A 17,504-nucleotide genomic window follows, 5' to 3' on the forward strand; every position below is an offset into this window, starting at 1 on the left:
GCGGTGCCGATCCCTGGGTGGGGGTGCGCGGGAGTGGAATGGGTGCCCATTCCCGGCTGCGGCCGACGCCCGTCGGCGGGCCGGGGCGCATGCCCCGCTGGTCACGACCGGCGGGTGGCACAAACCCCGCTCCCGCGAGGCCTTGGGCCACGGCGGCCGCCTCTGAAGTCACACAAGTCCCACGCGTCTCGCCCCGGGGCGGGGATTGCCGATTTTGCACGCCGACGGCCTGTCGGAGCCAGGGGAAAGGGGCTCCAGGCCGGCCGAGCATGATGATCACGCGCTCGGACGGTCCCGAGGCGGCCTGAGCACGACGGTCACCTCGCCAGCGACGGATGCACGGCCGCTGGCTCTCCGCGTCACTGCAGGCCAGGCGGGAGATGCCCCGGTCTTCGAGGCCGTCATGGCTGCCACCTGTGTTCCGCGAGGCCGGCCCGGACGGCCAAGGACCCGGCCGGACACCGTCCTGGCGGACCGCGCGTACTCATCCCGCGCGACCGAAGTCACCTCCGGCGACGTGGGATCCGCGCTGCCATCCCCCAGCCCTCCGACCAGATCGGCCACCGTCTGCGGCGAGGTCGCGCCGGCGGCCGCCCACCCGCCGGACAAGCTCGTCATCGCCAACCAGGCCGCACTCCACCTCGCCGCGATCCTCATCTGGGCACGGCGAGAGACCGCTCAACGATCGACCACCCAACGTGCGTCCGCAGGCCAAGAGCCCGTGCCAACGATGTGCTCCACGAGCCTGAATGCCTCACGCATGGGGACGGTGTCCTCATCCGGATACTCGTCGCCCTGCCCGTTGGAGAGGACGAACCCGTCGCTCGACCCCGCAGTTCCGGGGTCCACGGCGTGCTCGCCGGGATCACCCTCGCCTTTGAGCAGCACCACCATCGCTCGCTCGGCATTCGTCACGAAGGCCAGCAACCGTCCAGACGAACTGGTCAGCCACGTCTCAAGCTGCCCGCTGTCGATCCTCGACCGAAGAGCCTCCAGCACGACCTCGGCCGACACAGGGACAGGGCTGTCGTCATTGATCACCCAGGTTTCGATCACGAGCACGACGATCTCACGGACGGATCCAAGAGACAGTGCGCGTCCGGCGGAGCGAAGTCGGAAATCCGCAGGCGAGATGAGTCGGATGTGAACTCGTGTGACTCCGGAGGTGATCTGCGGCGGTCATGGGCTCGCGGCAGCGGGGATTGCACGGTCCGGACCCTGTCGGAGAGCTGTTGGGGGGTGGAGCGGGTGCGGGGATCCGTAGGCGGAAGGGGGTGGGGTGAACTTCCGTGACTCCGGGGGTGCTGTGGGGTTCGCAGGCTGGCGGTTCGCCGGCGTGCGGGGGCGGGCGGTGGATGTCGGTCGGCTGGACCGGACGGCGTCAGCGGGGAGGGATCGGTTGGGTGAGGTTCAGCGGGTTGCCGTCGGGATCTTGGATGTGGGCGACGCGTTGGCCCCACGGCATGTCGTTGGGGCCGCTGCTGATCGAGCCGCCCAGCGCCTCCACCCGGCCGAGCGTTTCGTCGACGTCGTCGACATCGATGCTGAGCAGGATCCGCGGTGCCGCCCCAGTCCCCGGGTCGGGCTTGGACACCAGCCCGAGGTCGGTGTCGCCGATGCGCAGGCCGAGGTAGAAGGCTGGGCCTTCGGCCGGTACCCGAAAGATCTCCTCGGCGCCGAACAGCTTCGTATAGAAGCCGAGCAGGGCGTCGTGGTCGGCAGTCAAGATCACTGGCTGGATGGTGGACATGGCACTCCTGCCGAGAACGGTTGTGTCGTTGGGTAGACCGTTCGAGGACGGAGAACTCATCGGCACAACGCAGAGGCACGCCGTCTGACCCTGCCGGGCGGTGCCAAGTCCGCAATCCCCGCCCCCGGGCGAGGCACGCCGGAGTCCTGCCCGACCGGGCAAAGTCGGCAATCCCCGGCCGTGGGCGGGGCATGTGGGACGTCTGTGACTTCAGTGGTGGTCTGTGGCAGGCAAGGGTGCGCGGCAGCGGGGTTTGTACTCCCGACGGCCGGCCATAGCCCTGCCCAGGCGGTGCAAAGTCCGTAATCCGCGCCAGCGATGGGGTGGGTGGGATTCCTGTGACGCCAGGGATGGCCTGCAGCGCCCAAGGCCGAGCGTGAGCGGACTTTGCCCGCTCGTCACCGCCATTGACTCCTGCAGGGCGGTGCACAGTCGAGAATCCCCGCCGGTGGGCGGGATGCGTGGGACTCCTGTGACTTCGGTGGTGGTCTGTGGCGGGCCAGGGAGCGCGGCAGCGGGGTTTGCACGCTCGGGGGCCCGCCGGAGTCCTGCCGGGCGGTGCAAAGTCCGTAATCCCCGATCCCGGGGGGGAGGGTTTGTGCCACACGCCGGTCGTGATCAGTGGGGCATGCGCCCCGGCCCGATGACGGCGGTCGGTCGCCCGGTCGGGAATGGGCGCCCCATTCCACGTCCGCGCACCCCTGACCGGCGGAAGAAGTCCCACCGGCCCCGGCCGGGAACCGACCCCCCACCCACCGGCCCGCGAGGGATCCCCGCTCCGGAGCGATACCCGGGCCCACCCACCACGCACCCGCCATCCGCCTACGGCGGCCGGCCGATACCCGGACCTGTCCGCGCGGCCCGCTCCCCCGGGCCGCCCTCCGAGAGTTTTCACGCGCCCGGAGCCGCCGGGTCAAGGGTGGGCGAAGCCCATCGCGAAGCGACGCCGAAGGCGCCCTTGACGCGGCGGTGGAGGGTGCGACTCTCGGAAAGAGGGCGGCCGTACGGTGCCCTATTTCAGGGCGTTCACGAAGACGGACCAGGCGCCGGTGCGGAACACGAGCTTCGCTCCCTCCGGGACCTTGGAGTCACGGACGGGGACGATGCCCGGGTGGCCGTCCGCGACTTCGAGGCAGTCGCTGCCGTCGCCCGCGCTGTACGAGGACTTGCGCCAGGTGGCGACCTCCACGCAGTCGCCGCCGCTGCCGTCGCTGAAGCTGGACTTGAACCACACGGCCGTGCTCAGGTCGTACTCAGAGATCTTGATCTTCATGGGCGTAATCCTCTGCCACAGACTCGATCAGGGCCAGGGAATCTCGCGGGGACAGCGCGAGGGCCCCGAGCAGATCGTAGGTGAGGGTGTGCTGGGCCACCGTGGCCGGATCGTCCTCCAACTGACCTGTGCCCGAGCCCTGGAAGTACACCAGGGGTGGGGCGTCGTCGAAGGACATCAACTTGATCGAGCCGCCCATCGAACCGTACGCGCCCGCCGAGAACGGCAGCACCTGCACGATCACCCTGTGCCGCCTCGCCAGCTCCACGATGTGCCGGAGCGCTTCCGCCATCACCGCCGGGCCGCCGACCGCCTGTCGTAGGACCGCCTCGCCCAGTACGACCCACAACCATGGCTTTGTTGGATCGTCGAGCAGCCGGCCGCGTTCCAGGCGTCCGGACATCAGCTCGTCGATCTCGTCCTCCGTCGCCGTCGGTTGGTACGCGCGGAAGACCTCCCTCGCGTACGCCGGGGTCTGGAGCAGGCCCGGGATCAGCAGTGGGGCGAACTCCTTGATTCCCGTCGCCAAGGCTTCCGCCTCCGCCGCCTCCGCGAAGTAGTCCGGGTACTTGGACTTGTTCGCCGCCTTGCAGTTGCGCTCGAAGAAGCCGTTCGTACCCAACGCCTCGTCCAGTTGGACCGCCATCTCCGGGCGGATGCGGCGCGTGCCCGCCTCCATCTGGCCGATGTACGAGCCGCTGACGAAGACCAGCTCGCCGAGGGCCTCCTGGCTCATGCCCTTGTTCTCGCGTGCGTGGCGCAGTTCGGCGCCGATTATCGCCCTGGGGGACAGTGGCGGGTCCTTCTTCTTCCTGGCTTCAGCCATATCAACTCCCGCTTGGGCATCTGGGGTTGTTGGGGCGAACTCACTGTTCCCCAGCATGCACCCGGCCGACACTCTCCGTAAGTGAAATCGATACACAGAGTGGAAAGGTCGCTACAATGCCCATCTCCCCCGGCACGGTTCAGGTCCAGGACGTCGTCAGCCGGCTCAAGGCCGGACTCGCCTCCCACGGCATCACGCTCCCCTCCCTCGGCGTCGACCCCGTCACCCTCGCCGCGTCCGGCGGCACCTTCACCCATCCCCTCGTCGAGCTCGGGCGCTGCAACCTCGACACCGCGCAGCGGCTCGTCGTCGCGCTCGCGGTCACGCGGGAGGGTGAGCGGTGACGGCGCCCGGCTCGTACGTCATCGACACCCGCGACGGGCGGATCGGGCAGGTCATGGGGCACGAAGGGCCCTGTCTGCAGCTGCGGCCGCCCGGCGGCGGGCGGGAGTGGGACTGTCCGCCCGAGGCGCTGGCGCCCGCGCCGCCGGGCGAGGTGCTGCGGGCTCGCGTACGGGCGCTCAACCGGGAGCCGCGCGTGCCGTGAGCGTTGCCGCTGTTCAGGTGGCGGCCGGGTGGTAGTACCGTTCGGCCGGTCATCGGCAAGATCACGGGGGAGAGGCATGCGCAGGTTCTGGAGATTCTGGGGGATGGCGGCCGTTGCCGCGCTGACGCTGATCGGCGTGGGCCCGAGCGGGACCGTCGCGGCGGCCCCGCCGCCGGGGACGAACCTGCAGGTGCTGAGCTGGAACATGTGCGACGTCGTCCGCTGGGGCGGCTGCGCGGAACGCCGGACCGACCAGAAGGTCGCGCTGCTGAAGCAGAAGGTCCAGGAGAACTACGTCCAGGCCATGCTCCTCCAGGAGGTCTGCCAGAGCACGCTGAGCGCCCTGCTCACGCAGCTCGGCCCCGCGTGGAGCGCCCACTTCAGCCCGTACCACTGGTCGCAGAAGGGCGCGCTGACGGTGAGCCCCTGCGAGACCAAGCCGGGCACCAGCGAACCCCTCGACCCGAACGACGACGTCGGCACGGCCATCGTGGTCAAGGCGGGCCTTTCGGATCCGGTCGAGTACCCCACGCTGCGGGCGAGTACGGAGCTCGTCCCGCCGCTCCAGTGCGCGACGGCCACCTACTTCGAGGTCCGGCTCTGCGCCGTGCACTCCCCGCGCCAGGCGTCCGACCTGGACTTCCCGCTGGCGGACTACCGCGACGACTACCAGATGGTGCTCAGGGACATCGTCGAGGACTACCCCCAGGTCGTCTTCGGCGGGGACTTCAACACCCGGCCGCCGGACAACGGCCCGAGCTACGCCAAGGTGTGGAAGCCCGCCGAGCTGTACGCGGGACCGGGGTCCGACACCCCGGGATACGCGGAGTGCGACCAGCAGAATCACCCCGGCACCCGCACCGGAAGCGCGACCCACGACAGTGGCGTCAAGATCGACTACATCTTCGCCAGTGGCAGCACTCTGCCGGGTCGCTGGTGCATCGTGGAGCCCAAGGCGCCCACGGGCGGGACGAACCTGTCCGACCACCGCTACCTGATCTACAGCGTGGCGGTGACGACCGGCGCATGACGCTAGGCGGGCGGGGCGAGGAGTTCCGGGTCCTGGCCGGCGCGGGCCAGGGCGTCGGAGACGAAGCCGTTCGCCTTCAGCTCCTCCACCGTGGTGCGGAGGAAGGCGACGGTCTCCGGGGAGCGGTCGAGGGTGGTGCCGACGGCCTGGCGGATCTCCATGAAGCGTTCGTCGATCAGCCGGACCTCCGCCGGGTGCGCGGCGGCGTACGCCGTCATCGGCTGGCGGATGCCCGCGCCCGCCTCCAGGCCCTGCTCGGCGAAGGTGTCGACGCCCTCCTCGCCGCGTACGACGGTGGCGTGCGCCAGCGTGCGGCCGAGGTGGAGGTCGTAGGCGGAGCCCGCCTTCACGCCGACGCGTACGCCCGGCGCGTCCACGTCGGCGGGGGTGCGCAGCGCGGAGTCGCGCGGGACGACGTACACGCCCTCGATGAGGACGTACGGGGCGGTGAATGCGACCTCCGCCTCCCGGGCCGGGTCCACGGCGAGGAAGCAGAGGTCGGCGCGGCCGGTGGCCATCGCCTCGTACGACTTGCGGGCGGCGTCGAAGCAGAGCAGCTCCACGGGCAGGCCGAGCCGGGCGCCGATCTCGCGGGCGAGGTCGACGGTGATGCCGGCGGGGGCGGCCGGGGTGCCCTGGGCGAGGACCGGGTTGCCGAGGTTGATGGAGGCGCGCAGCGTTCCGGTGGGGGCGAGGTCGGTGGCGAGGGCGGCGGTTCGGGCGTCGTACGGGGCGTCGGTCATGCGGGGATCTTAGGGGGCTGTCCCCACCCCGTATCGGCGTGCCTGCCGGATGGGGAGTTGATGCTCCGTCAATGAGTCTTGTCGCATGAAGACTTACGCAGGAATCGCAGGAACCGCCGCTCTGACTCTGGCACTTGGGCTTGCTCCTGGCGCGCCCGCCCCCGCCGCTGCCCCTGCCCCGCCGCTCCCGCCCTCGGCTGGAGCTCTTGCGGGCCCGTCGGCCTCGGGCAGGAGTGCGCCACGCTGCGGGTGCCGCTCGATTACGCGGAGCCGGGCGGCGCCCAGGTGGACCTCGCCGTGTCCCGTATCAAGGCCACCGGGCCGGGGGCCCGGCGCGGCACCCTCCTCGTGGTCGCCGGCGGGCCGGGCAGCTCGGGGGTGCAGCGGCTGAGCGCGAAGGGCGCGGCGCTGAAGGAGCAGCTGGGCGGGGCGTACGACCTGGTGTCCTTCGATCCGCGCGGGGTCGGCGGCAGCGTGAAGGCGCACTGCGGGCTCGACGGGGCGGACCGGCACCTGGTGACCTTGCGCAGCTGGCCCGCCGCCGACGGCTCGATCGACGAGAACGTCGAGCGGTCGCGGCGGGTGGCCGAGGCCTGCGCGCGCAACGGCGGCGCGGTGCTGCGCAGCCTGACCACGTCGAATGAAGTGCGGGACATGGACCGGCTGCGGCAGGCGCTCGGCGAGCGGCGGATCTCGGCGTGGGCGAACTCGTACGGCACGTACGTCACCGCGCAGTACGCGCAGAAGTTCCCGCGCCGCACCGACCGGATCGTCCTCGACAGCAGCGCCGACCCGAACCCGGCGACGGTCGCCCAGGGGTGGCTGCGTGACATGGCGCGGGGCGCCGACGACCGCTTCCCGGACTTCGCGGCGTGGGCCGCGCACCCGGACCGGGCGGCATCGCGCCTCGCCGACCGCCCCGAGGACGTACGCCCGCTGGTCCTCGACCTCGCCGCCCGCCTGGACCGCGCGCCGAAGCCCTCGACCACGCCCGGGGTGCCGCTGACCGGCAACCTGCTGCGCCAGGCGATGCAGAGCGCCCTCTACTCGGACGCCGCCTTCGCCGACTTCGCCCGCCTGGTCAAGCAGGCCGCCGACCCGGACGCGGTCCCGGTCCTGCCGCCGATGCTCGCCGGTCCGATGCCCGACGAGGACGCGGCCGTGACCGTCGGTGTGGTCTGCAACGACGTGCGCTGGCGCGGCTCGGTCCCGACCTTCCGCCGCAGCGTCGCCGCCGACCGCGCCGCGCACCCGCTGACGGCGGGCATGCCGGTGAACATCACGCCCTGTTCTTTCTGGAAGGACTCCCCGGTCGAGCGGCCCACCCGCCTCACCTCCGACGGCCCCTCCAACATCCTCATGATCCAGGGCCTCCGCGACCCCTCCACCCCGCACTCCTCCGCCCTCAAGATGCGCGAGGCCCTCGGCGCCCGCGCCCGCATGGTCTCCGTCGACCGCGGCGGCCACGGCATGTACCTGTCCAACGGCAACGCCTGCGGCGACCGGACGGTCACCCGCTTCCTGCTGACGGGTGAGCGTCCGGCCGCCGATGTGACCTGCCGATAGGGCGTCCAGGGCGTCCAGGGCCTCAGACCTTGGCGGCCACCGGCTCGGGCTCCGGCCCGGTGGCCGGGGCCGCCGTGCGGGTCGGCTCCTTCTCCGTGTCCACGTTGAACTCCGCCAGGAGTTCCTTGCTGAAGCCGAAGAAGTACGTGGCGACGAAGCCCGTCAGGTAGCCGACGAGGAGGCCGCCGGCGTAGATCGCGACGGTCTCGCCGAGGGGCTTGTTGCCGTCGAGGAGGGGGAAGAGGGCCCAGCCGGAGGGGCCGATGGCGGTGGAGCCGACCTTGTCGCCCAGCATGTTGAAGAGGCCGACGAAGCCGCCGCCGAAGGCGCCGCCGACGCAGGCGGTGACGAAGGGGCGGCCGAGGGGGAGGGAGACGCCGTAGATGAGGGGCTCGCCGACGCCGAGGAAGCCGGCCGGGAGGGCGGACTTGATGGTGCGGCGGATGGAGCCGTTGCGGGGGAGGCGGAGGTAGACGGCCATGGCCGCGCCGACCTGGCCCGCGCCCGCCATCGCCAGGATCGGCAGCAGGACGGTGTAGCCCTGCTGCTCGATCAGGGTGGTGTGGATGGGGATGAGGGCCTGGTGCAGGCCGAGCATCACCAGCGGCAGGAACAGGCCGCCGAGGACGAAGCCGGCGCCCGCGCCCGCGTTGGCCAGGAGCCAGTTGGCGAAGTCGCCGATGGCCTGGGAGACCTCACCGGCCGCGTACATCAGGCCGAAGACCGTGACCAGGCCCGAGATCAGCACGGTCAGGGTCGGCGTGACGAGGACGTCGAGGGCCTCCGGGACCCAGCGGCGGCACCACTTCTCCACGTACACGGCGAGGACCGCCGCGCCCAGTGCGCCGAGCACGCCGCCCTGGCCGGGGGAGAGGGTCTGGCCGAAGACCTCGATCTTCGCGACGCCCGCGAAGACGATGATCGACGCCACCGCGCCGCCGAGGATCGGAGTGCCGCCGAACTCCTTGGCCGTGTTGTAGCCGACGAAGACCGCGATGAGCGCCATGAAGCCGCTCGCGATGGCCGCGAGCGCCGGGGTGACGCCGGGCAGCCAGCCGAGGTTGATCAGCAGGCCGTTGAGGCCGGCGATGATGCCGCAGCCGATGAGGGCGGGGATCAGCGGGACGAAGATGTTCGCGATCCGGCGGAGGAGCAGCTTGAACGGGGTGGCGTTCTTCGCCTTCCGCGCCGCCCTGAGGGCCGCGCCCCGGTCGGCGAGTTGCTCGGCGGTGTGGGCGGGGTGCGGGGCTTCGGCGATGAGAGCCTCGAACTCCGGGGTCACCCTCGCGACCGTTCCCGGGCCGAGGACGATCTGGTACGTGTCGTCCTCCACCACGCCGAGGACGGACGGCAGGGCCTTCAGGGCCTCGTCCTGGACGAGCGAGCGGTCCCGCAGACCGAGGCGGAGCCGGGTCATGCAGTGGGCCACGGAGTCGATGTTCTCCGCGCCGCCGACGAGGGGGAGGATCGCGGCGGCGATGGCGCGGTTCTTGTCGTCTGAGGCTGATGTACCTGTGCTCATGTGCGGTGGTGCCTTGCTGTGAGAAGGACGTGCCGTTACGCGTGCAGCGCTGCGCGCAGGTGGCCGTGGGAGTCACGAAGCCGCTGGTCGGCGGCCTTGGCATCGATGTCGGCGAGGATCATCAGGATCGCCGTCTTCACCTCTCCGTCGGCGTCGGCGAGCGCGGTCTCGATCTGCTCGTCCGGCGCGCCGGTGGCCAGCGCGACGATGCGGCGCGAGCGGGCCTGGAGCTTGTCGTTGGAGGCGCGGACGTCGACCATCAGGTTTCCGTAGGTCTTGCCGAGCCGGATCATGGTGATCGTCGAGATCATGTTGAGCACGAGCTTCTGCGCCGTGCCCGCCTTCAACCGGGTGGAACCGGTGAGGAGTTCGGGCCCCGGCACGACCTCGATGCCGTGCTCGGCCGCCGCGGCGAGGGCGCTGTCCGCGTTGCAGGACAGGCCGATGGTGAGCGCGCCGAGGGCGCGGGCGTGCTCGACGGCGCCGATGGCGTACGGGGTACGGCCGGAGGCGGAGATGCCGACCACCGTGTCGTCGGCCGTGAGCCCGAGCGCGGTCAGGTCCTCGACGGCCAGCTCCTTCGAGTCCTCCGCGCCCTCGACCGCCTTGACCATGGCGGTCGGGCCGCCCGCGATCAGGCCCACGACCTCGGAGGGGTCGGTGTTGAAGGTGGGCGGGCACTCGCTGGCGTCGAGCACTCCCAGCCGGCCCGCGGTCCCGGCGCCCAGGTAGATCAGCCGGCCGCCGCGCGCCATCCGCTCGGCGGTGGCGTCGATCGCCGCGGCGATGGCCGGGAGCTGCTTGGCGACGGCGGCGGGGACGGTCTGGTCCTCGCGGTTCATCAGCGCGGCGAGCTCGGCGGTCGGCAACTGGTCGATCTCGGCGAGCTCGGGGCGGAAGGCCTCGGTGGTGAGGGTGGCGAGCTGGGCGCGCAGTTCGGCGTACGTGGGCGAGGCGGGTGAGGCGGGCGAGGCGGGCGACTCGGGCGACGTGGACGGCGAGGGTGATGCGGGCGACGTGGAGGGCGTGGGCACGGGCGGCTCTCTCGGACGTTTCGGCGTTCGGCGTTCGGTGTTCAGCGGCTGCGGGGGGTGTGGCGGTGCGCCAGGGCTTCGTACGAGGCCGCGAGGGCAGGGGCGGCCGTCTCGTACGTACGCTGCGTGACACAGGTGAACAGGCAGTCCACGACCAGGAGTTGGCTGGTGCGGGATGACATGGCCGCGGGTCTCAGCTCGCTCTCGCGGGCGGTGGAGGTGGTCAGTACGTGGTCGGCGTACTGCGCCACCGGGCCGTCCGGGCGGCCGGTGATGGCGACCGTGGTGGCGCCGTGGTCGAAGGCGACGCGGAGGGGTTCTATGACGTCGCCGGTCGAGCCGGAGTGGGTGATGGCGATGGCGACGTCGCCGGAGCGCAGCTGCACGGCGTTGGTGACGGCGAGGTGCGGGTCGCTGTGGGCGTGCGCGATCAGGCCGATGCGGAGCAGCTTCTGGCCGAGGTCCTGGGCGACCAGGCCGGACGCGCCGATGCCGTAGATGTCGATGCGGCGGGCGGCGGCGAGCGCGGCGACGGCGGCGCCGAGCTGGACGGTGTCGAGCCCGGCCGCGGTGTCGGCGAGGGTCTGCTGCTCGTCGTACGCCAGCTTGGCGACCACGTCGGCGACCGGGTCGTCGACGGCGATGTCGGCGGTGACGGAGGGCGCGCGGCCGGACTGCTGCTGCGCGGCGAGGCCGGCGAGGGCGAGCCGCAGATCGCGGTAGCCCGGATAGCCGAGCAGGCGGGCGGTGCGGACGACGGTCGCCTCGCTGGTGCCGGTGAGCTCGGCGAGGCCGGTGACCGTGAGGGCGGCGCAGCCGGCCGGGTCCCCGGCGACGGCCTCGGCGACCCGCTGCATGGAGCGGGTCATGGAGGGGGCCAGGGTGCGCACCTTCGCCGCGAGGGCGGCGGGGGCGGGTGCCTGGGCCGGGGCCTGGGCCTGGGTGCCGTGGGCGGGGGCCTGGGCGGGACCGGTCGCCGGTTGCCCGGTCGGCGGTTGCCCGGTCGACGGCCGGCCGGGTGCGCCGGTGAAACTTTCCTTCACGTCATTGGTCACATCTGAAAGATATTTTCGGGCGTGAAGGCCGTCAAGGGCCCGAACAAGGGTGACAATGTGAACATGGACGACATCGACCCCGTGGAACAGTGCCTCCATGCCGCCCGCGCCCTGGTCCTTGCCGACCTGGCGGCCCGCGAGGTCGCCATGGCCGAGGTCGTGTCGATGGTCGAGGACGCCGTCGCGCAGCGGCGCTGGTGGGTAGAGCAGTGGCCGGAGGGCCGGGCGTACGTGGCGGGGCTCGTCGCCCAGGACGTCCAGGACGCGCTCCTCGAACGGTACGGGCGCTGGCCGCTGTGCCCCGTCTGCTCCTCCGGCGACCCGCACGCGCTCGACGTCGAACCCGAGATGGGCCCGGACCCGCACTGGGTCTGCGGCAAGCAGGGAGTGGTGGTCGCGCCGGTCGGCGGCCTGACGTGACCCTCTACATCGACCCGCCCACCTGGCCCGGCCACGGCCGCATGTGGTCCCACCTCGTCAGCGACGTCTCCTTCGACGAGCTCCATGTCTTCGCCGCGTCGATCGGCTGCCCGCCCCGCGCCTTCGAGCGCGACCACTACGACGTGCCCTCCGACTACTACGCGGCGGCGGTCGAGGCCGGCGCGGTCGAGGTCGGTTCGAAGGAGCTGCTGCGCAGGCTCACGGCGGCGGGGCTGCGGCGACCGAAGGGGCGCCCGCCAGTCGTCTGACCCCGCCTCATGCGGCCCCGCCAGTCGTCTGACCCCGCGGCCCTGCCGGTCGTCTGACCCCGCCTCATGCGGCCCCGCCAGTCGTCTGACCCCGCCTCACCCCACAGGTCAGGCCGGCCCGTTCCGTACGTTCCGCCTACCCGGCGTCTTCAACTCTTGGTGCGGAATGGGTAATTCCGCACACCTCGCGATCGTCTGTGATCGGTCTGTGAATACTATGCAGGCGTCGATGCACATGTGGTGTTCGAACGGTTCCCTCCGTTCGCTGTCGAGGAGCATGCCCTGCGCAAGCGCACGCCTCAGCCAACCCGCAGACCGTCCTCCCTGTCCCTGGGACGAACCCTGCTGGTCGTCGCCTTCGTCCCCGCCGTCGCCCTGGTCGCCCTCTGGGCCGTCACGAGCGGGCAGGTCTTCCTCGACTTCCAGCGCCAGGCCGGACAGGGCCTGCTCGCCGAGAAGGCGGGCCAGCCCTCCAACCTCGTCTACTACAACCTCCAGGAGGAGCGGCGGCTCAGCGCCGAGGTCCTCCACGGGCACCGCGGGGCCGTCGCGGAGCTGAAGGCGCAGCGGGCCCGTACCGACGAGGCCGTCCGGCAGTTCCAGACGCTCTCCGACGTCTCCGAGGACGGCGCGCCCCAGGAGGTCCTGGACGCGGTGGCCGGCGCGCGTTCCGCCATCGCCCGGCTCGACGCCCAGCGCTCCCTCGTGGACAGCGGCGACGAGGACCAGCAGCAGGCGGTGTACGACTACTACACCGAGCTGATCGCGGTCGATCTCGACCTCTTCGCCGCCCTCAGCCACGTCGACAACGGGCGGATCACCACGCTCTCGCAGCCCCTCGTCGACCTCTTCCGCGTCAAGGAGATGATCTCCCGCTCGGACGCGCTGCTCTCGCGCGGCTGGGGCGACCGCGAGCTGAGCGTCCGCGAGTTCGCCGAGTTCCGGCAGCTCGTGTCCGCCCAGCCGCTCGTGTACGACACCGTCGTCGTGCCGTACCTCCCGCCGGACGAGAAGGCCCAGTGGGACGCGATCGTCGACAGCCCGGAGTGGAAGAGCAAGACGGCCATCGAGAACGCCGTCCTGGCCCCGGGCCGAGTCGGCGCCGGCGGGACGGTGACCCTCACCGCCGACGAGGGCGCCTGGCGCACCGCCGTCGACAGCGTCGACGACCGCATCGCGGCGCTCCTCGAGTACCGTACCCAGAAGGTCGTGGACGAGGGCAAGGGCAGCGTCATGGCCCTGCTCCGGCGCATGGTGCTCACCACCCTCATCGGTCTGCTCGCCATCGGCGTCGTCATCACCGTCACCTGGCGCCTCACCCGCACCCTGCGCGCCCGCATCGAACGCCTCCGCGAACAGGCCGAGGCCCTGGAGCACAGCCTGCCCGACATCGTCGAACGGCTCGGCCGGGGCGAACGCATCGACGTCGAGGCCGAGGCCGAGGCGCTGCGCGTCCGCCAGGCCGAGCACGACCGCGCCGACGACGAGCTCACCCGCCTCGGCGAGGCCCTCAACCTCGCCCGCACCAGCGCGCTCGAAGCCGCCGTCCGCCAGTCCGACCAGCACCGCGGCTTCGAGCGGCTGCTCCAGCGCATCGCCCGCCGCACCCAGCAGCTCATCGGCCAGCAGCTCAAGAAGCTGAACGACCTCGAGCACCGGCACGAGGACCCCGAGATCCTGGAGGACCTCTTCAGCCTCGACCACCTCACCGCCCGCCTGCGCCGTTACGAGGAGAACCTCGTCATCCTCGCGGGCGGCTCCCCGCACCGGCGCTGGCGCCGGCCGGTGGCGCTGCTCGACATCATGCGGTCCGCCCAGGGCGAGGTGCAGGACTACCGGCGCGTGATGCTCGACCTCGACGGCAGCCCCTGGATCGCGCCGCGCGCGGTCGGGCCGGTCACCCACGTCCTCGCCGAACTCATCGAGAACGCCCTGACGTTCTCCCGGCCGCCCAACCCCGTCGAGGTCCGCGCCACCCGCGTCGGCCGCGGCCTGGCGATCGAGGTCGAGGACCGGGGCCTCGGCATGGAGGACACCCAACTCGCCGAGCTCAACGAGCTGATGGCCCGCCCGCCCCGGATGGACCTCCTCGCCCACACCGACGACATCCGGCTCGGCCTGCACGTGGTGTCCCGGCTGGCCGCGCAGCACGGGCTGCGGGTCGAGTTCCGCTCGTCGGTGTACGGGGGTACGCGCGCGGTCGTCCTCGTGCCCAACGAACTCCTGGCCGAGGCGGGGGAGGCGGGGGTGGCGCCTGAGGTCCCGGCCGTGCCCGTTGCGCCCGTCGTGCCTGTCGTCACCCCGCTGTCCCGGCCCGGCGGCCCCGACGAGGGGGCCCTGCCGACGCGCGGGCGCGGGCGGGCCATGGCCGAGGTGACCGGGCAGACCGGGCAGCACGCGATGCCGGTGGACCCGTACGCGTACGAGAGCCAGAGCCCGAGCCCGTACGGGAGCCAGAGCCCCGGCCCGTACGGGAGCCCAAGCCCGAGCCCGAGCCCGAGCCCGTACGCGTACGAGCAAGCCCCCGGCCCCGGCCCCGTGTCCGAGACGCCGTTGCCGCGCCGGGTCCGGCAGGCCAGCCTCGTCGACGAGCTGCGGGTCGACCCGGGCGAGGCGGCGCGGACCCGGACGGCGGCCCCGCCGGACTGGCGGTCCGACCCGATGCTGCGGCCCGCGCCCCGCCGCGCCGGGGCCACGATCGGGGCCTTCCAGCGCCGTTCGCGCGAGGCCCGCGCCGCCCAGACGCCGAACACCCCGTCCCCGTCCCCCTCCACGAGAGAAGACTGGTCATGACCCGCACCACCGCCACCCACCAGGAGCTGGACTGGCTGCTCGACGGACTGGTGGAGTCCGTCGCCGAGACCCGCAGCGCCGTGCTGCTCTCCGACGACGGGCTGGTCATCAGCCACTCCCAGTCCCTCGACCGGGCCTCCGCCGAACGGCTTGCCGCTATCTGCACCGGGCAGCAGAGCCTGGCGCGCGGGGTCGGCCAGCTCTTCGACGGCGGCGCGGTCCACCAGGTCATCGTGGAGCTCTCCGAGCTCTGGCTCTTCATCATCTCGGCGGGGCAGGGCAGCCACCTCGCCGTCGTCGCCTCCCAGGAGGTGGACGCGGAGGTCATGTCCCTCTCGATGCACAACCTCGTCCAGCAGGTCGGCCAGAAGCTGGGCACCCCGGCCCGGTCCGCGTTCGACGCCTTCGGTACGGGCACCCAGGCCGGGCCCCTCGGATGAGCACCGGCTGGGAGCAGGGCCCCGAGGACACCTACAGGGAGGACGGGTACGAGGACGACTCGGGCACGATGGTCCGCCCGTACACCGTGACCCGTGGCCGGACCGCGCCCGAACGGGACGACTTCACCCTCATCACGGTGGTCACCACCGTCGAGGAGCCGGTCGACGAGTTCGGCCGGCCGCTCCGCCCCCAGCGGCTCCAGCCCGAACACCGGCTGATCCTCGACCACTGCCGGCGCTCCCTGGCGCTCGCGGAGGTGGCCGCCGCCCTCGGCCTCCCCGTGTCGGTGACCAAGATCCTGCTCGGCGACCTGGTCGGCCTCGGCCTGATCACCGCCCGCGCACCGCTGTCGGTGGCCCGGGCGGCCGGCGGTGGATACCCGCACAGCCTGCTGGCCGCCGTCCGCGACGGAATCCGGAGACTCTGACACCCATGATCAACCCCACTGCGGCCCCCGCTGCCCCCGCCGCCGTCAAGATCCTCGTGGCGGGCGGCTTCGGCGTCGGCAAGACCACCCTGGTCGGTACGGTCAGCGAGGTCACCCCGCTGCGCACCGAGGAGTACCTCACCTCCGCCAGCGTCGGCGTCGACGACCTGGCGGGCGTCGGCGCCAAGGAGACGACCACCGTCGCCCTGGACTTCGGCCGGATCACGATCAGCGACGAGGTCGTGGTCTACCTCTTCGGCACCCCCGGCCAGGAACGCTTCTGGTTCATGTGGAACGACCTGGTCAACGGCGCGCTCGGCGGTGTGGTCATCGCCGACACCCGCCGCCTCGACACGAGTTTCGCCTCGATCGACTTCTTCGAGAGCCGCGGGATCCCGTTCGTCGTCGCCATCAACTGCTTCCACGGCATCAACACCCGTACGCCGGAGGAGATCCGGGCTGCGCTCGACCTCGACCCGCAGGTCCCGCTCCTCATCGGCGACGTACGGCAGCGCGCCTTCGGCAAGGAGACGCTGCTGGCCCTCGTCGACCACCTGATGAGCCTCCCGACCCCGGTCTGATCCCTTTCACCTCCCCATCACCCGTACGACAACTGCCCCTGGAGGCATCCGAGATGGCATCCCCCGCGTCGTCCGCGTCCCCGCTTCGCGTCCTCGTCCACGGCGGCGGCATAGGCGGCCTCACCCTCGCCGTGCTCCTCGCCGGGCGCGGCCACACCGTGGAGGTCGTCGAGGTCCGCGACGAGCTGGACGCGCTCGGCGTGGGCATCATCCAGCCCTCCAACGCCCTGCACGTCATGCGCGAGGCCGGGCTGCTCGACGCCTGCCTCGACGCCGGCTTCGAGTGGGAGATCCTGACCATCGCGGACCCGGCCGGCACCCCGCGCGCCGAGATCCCGCAGCCCCGGATGGACGACGCCCCGCCCGCCAACGGCATCCCGCGCCCCGCGCTCGCCGCCCTCCTCGCCGACGCCGCCCGCGCGGCCGGTGCCGTGATCCGCTTCGGCGCGACCATCGCGACGCTGGACGACGACGGCGCGGGCGTCGACGTGACGCTCACCGACGGCTCCGCCGGGCGCTGGGACCTCGTCGTCGGCTTCGACGGCATCGGCTCCCCGCTTCGTACCCGCCTGTACGGCGACCGCTACACCCCCGAGTACACCGGCTTCGCCAACTGGCGGGTCACCGTGCCGCGGCTGCCGCAGGTCCGGGGCGTGGTGATGTGCATGGCGGGCCAGGAGTCGAAGGCCCTGCTCACCCCGATCACGGACGAACTCATGTACCTGGGTGCGGTGTTGGCCGAGGGGGAGGACTTCCGTCCCGGCCCGGACACCGCCCACGAGGAGCTCGCGAAGCGGCTCGCCGCGTTCACCGGCCCGATCGCCGAGGCCCTCGCCGCCGTCACCGACCCGGCGTCCGTCGTCTACACCCGGATCTCCCAGGTGACCGTCGAGGACCCCTGGCACGTCGGCCGCGTGGTCCTCGCCGGCGACGCCGCCCACGCCTCCACCCCGCACCTCGCCCAGGGCGCGGCGATGGCCGTCGAGGACGCCCTCGTCCTCGCCGACTCCCTCCGCGACGAGGAGTCCGTCCCCGCGGCCCTCACCGCCTGGGAGGCGCGGCGCCGCCCCCGCGCCCTCTGGGTCCAGGCGCTCTCCCGCGCCGTCCTCAAGCAGGAGACGGGCACCCCGACCACCCCGGAGGAGGACGACCTCCTCAAGATCGGCGTCCCGGGCGCCGCCCACGTCCTGGTCAAGCCCTACTGACGAGGACACCCCCGGGACCACC

19 protein-coding genes and 1 pseudogene are annotated in these 17,504 nt (G+C 72.1%); 12 read left to right on the top strand and 8 right to left on the bottom strand.

All coding sequences use genetic code 11. From position 1 onward, the window contains the following. Positions 1–217: 217 nt before the first annotated feature. Positions 218–682, top strand: a pseudogene (locus JAO84_RS20025) (transposase); the annotation flags it as partial. On the opposite strand, the gene JAO84_RS20030 reads toward JAO84_RS20025, so the two are convergent. From JAO84_RS20030 to JAO84_RS20045, 4 genes are all read right to left on the bottom strand, one after another. Beyond that, complete coding sequence (locus JAO84_RS20030) at positions 679–1,056, bottom strand: hypothetical protein (protein WP_370414093.1); 378 nt, start codon at positions 1,054–1,056, stop codon at positions 679–681. The pseudogene JAO84_RS20025 and the gene JAO84_RS20030 sit on opposite strands and share 4 nt — an antisense overlap. 325 nt (positions 1,057–1,381) lie before the next feature. Further along, a complete protein-coding gene (locus JAO84_RS20035; protein ID WP_370414094.1) occupies positions 1,382–1,750 on the bottom strand; it encodes a VOC family protein in 369 nt (122 codons plus the stop codon). Positions 1,751–2,762: 1,012 nt separating this feature from the next. Beyond that, on the bottom strand, positions 2,763–3,023 hold the full coding sequence (locus JAO84_RS20040; RefSeq protein ID WP_370414095.1) for a DUF397 domain-containing protein: 261 nt from the start codon (positions 3,021–3,023) through the stop codon (positions 2,763–2,765). After that, on the bottom strand, positions 3,004–3,849 hold the full coding sequence (locus tag JAO84_RS20045) for a helix-turn-helix domain-containing protein (protein WP_370414096.1): 846 nt from the start codon (positions 3,847–3,849) through the stop codon (positions 3,004–3,006). Before JAO84_RS20045 ends, JAO84_RS20040 begins: the two co-directional genes overlap by 20 nt. 116 nt (positions 3,850–3,965) lie before the next feature. Here JAO84_RS20045 and JAO84_RS20050 point away from each other — a divergent pair, with 116 nt between their 5' ends. From JAO84_RS20050 to JAO84_RS20060, 3 genes are all read left to right on the top strand, one after another. Next, positions 3,966–4,193 (top strand): hypothetical protein, encoded by a 228-nt coding sequence (locus JAO84_RS20050; protein ID WP_370414097.1) that lies wholly within the window; start codon positions 3,966–3,968, stop codon positions 4,191–4,193. Continuing rightward, positions 4,190–4,396 (top strand): hypothetical protein, encoded by a 207-nt coding sequence (locus JAO84_RS20055; protein ID WP_370416963.1) that lies wholly within the window; start codon positions 4,190–4,192, stop codon positions 4,394–4,396. The genes JAO84_RS20050 and JAO84_RS20055 overlap by 4 nt, the downstream gene beginning before the upstream one ends. Before the next feature lie 103 nt (positions 4,397–4,499). Continuing rightward, positions 4,500–5,426 (top strand): endonuclease/exonuclease/phosphatase family protein, encoded by a 927-nt coding sequence (locus JAO84_RS20060; protein WP_370414098.1) that lies wholly within the window; start codon positions 4,500–4,502, stop codon positions 5,424–5,426. A gap of 2 nt (positions 5,427–5,428) precedes the next feature. Here the strand turns inward: JAO84_RS20060 and JAO84_RS20065 are convergent, their stop codons facing one another. Continuing rightward, a complete protein-coding gene (locus JAO84_RS20065) occupies positions 5,429–6,169 on the bottom strand; it encodes a transporter substrate-binding domain-containing protein (RefSeq protein ID WP_370414099.1) in 741 nt (246 codons plus the stop codon). 249 nt (positions 6,170–6,418) lie between these two features. Here JAO84_RS20065 and JAO84_RS20070 point away from each other — a divergent pair, with 249 nt between their 5' ends. After that, a complete protein-coding gene (locus JAO84_RS20070; RefSeq protein ID WP_370414100.1) occupies positions 6,419–7,735 on the top strand; it encodes an alpha/beta hydrolase in 1,317 nt (438 codons plus the stop codon). 22 nt (positions 7,736–7,757) lie between these two features. Here the strand turns inward: JAO84_RS20070 and JAO84_RS20075 are convergent, their stop codons facing one another. From JAO84_RS20075 to JAO84_RS20085, 3 genes are all read right to left on the bottom strand, one after another. Next, entirely contained in the window at positions 7,758–9,257 is a 1,500-nt protein-coding gene (locus JAO84_RS20075; protein WP_370414101.1) for a PTS transporter subunit EIIC, read from the bottom strand. Positions 9,258–9,292: 35 nt separating this feature from the next. Then, positions 9,293–10,192, bottom strand: a complete 900-nt coding sequence (gene murQ / locus JAO84_RS20080; RefSeq protein WP_370416816.1) for an N-acetylmuramic acid 6-phosphate etherase — start codon at positions 10,190–10,192, stop codon at positions 9,293–9,295. A gap of 140 nt (positions 10,193–10,332) precedes the next feature. Continuing rightward, positions 10,333–11,346 carry a MurR/RpiR family transcriptional regulator gene (locus JAO84_RS20085; RefSeq protein WP_370414102.1) on the bottom strand — a complete coding sequence of 338 codons (1,014 nt, stop codon included), beginning with the start codon at positions 11,344–11,346 and terminating at the stop codon, positions 10,333–10,335. A 63-nt stretch (positions 11,347–11,409) separates the two neighbouring features. On the opposite strand from JAO84_RS20085, the gene JAO84_RS20090 reads away from it, so the two are divergent. The 7 genes from JAO84_RS20090 (at position 11,410) to JAO84_RS20120 (ending at position 17,482) form a co-directional block, all read left to right on the top strand. After that, a complete protein-coding gene (locus JAO84_RS20090; protein ID WP_370414103.1) occupies positions 11,410–11,766 on the top strand; it encodes a hypothetical protein in 357 nt (118 codons plus the stop codon). Continuing rightward, on the top strand, positions 11,763–12,035 hold the full coding sequence (locus JAO84_RS20095; RefSeq protein ID WP_370414104.1) for a DUF4031 domain-containing protein: 273 nt from the start codon (positions 11,763–11,765) through the stop codon (positions 12,033–12,035). Before JAO84_RS20090 ends, JAO84_RS20095 begins: the two co-directional genes overlap by 4 nt. A 240-nt stretch (positions 12,036–12,275) precedes the next feature. Continuing rightward, complete coding sequence (locus tag JAO84_RS20100) at positions 12,276–14,828, top strand: sensor histidine kinase (protein WP_370414105.1); 2,553 nt, start codon at positions 12,276–12,278, stop codon at positions 14,826–14,828. Next, positions 14,825–15,268 (top strand): roadblock/LC7 domain-containing protein, encoded by a 444-nt coding sequence (locus tag JAO84_RS20105; RefSeq protein WP_370414106.1) that lies wholly within the window; start codon positions 14,825–14,827, stop codon positions 15,266–15,268. The genes JAO84_RS20100 and JAO84_RS20105 overlap by 4 nt, the downstream gene beginning before the upstream one ends. Beyond that, on the top strand, positions 15,265–15,696 hold the full coding sequence (locus JAO84_RS20110) for a DUF742 domain-containing protein (RefSeq protein WP_370414107.1): 432 nt from the start codon (positions 15,265–15,267) through the stop codon (positions 15,694–15,696). Before JAO84_RS20105 ends, JAO84_RS20110 begins: the two co-directional genes overlap by 4 nt. Before the next feature lie 5 nt (positions 15,697–15,701). Further along, positions 15,702–16,277, top strand: a complete 576-nt coding sequence (locus JAO84_RS20115) for an ATP/GTP-binding protein (protein ID WP_370414108.1) — start codon at positions 15,702–15,704, stop codon at positions 16,275–16,277. A gap of 53 nt (positions 16,278–16,330) precedes the next feature. Beyond that, positions 16,331–17,482, top strand: coding sequence for an FAD-dependent monooxygenase (locus tag JAO84_RS20120; protein WP_370414109.1), 1,152 nt, complete (start codon positions 16,331–16,333; stop codon positions 17,480–17,482). The last annotated feature ends 22 nt before the right edge of the window (positions 17,483–17,504 follow it).

This window comes from Streptomyces fradiae, from assembly GCF_041270065.1.
In the GTDB taxonomy this organism is placed as follows: domain Bacteria; phylum Actinomycetota; class Actinomycetes; order Streptomycetales; family Streptomycetaceae; genus Streptomyces.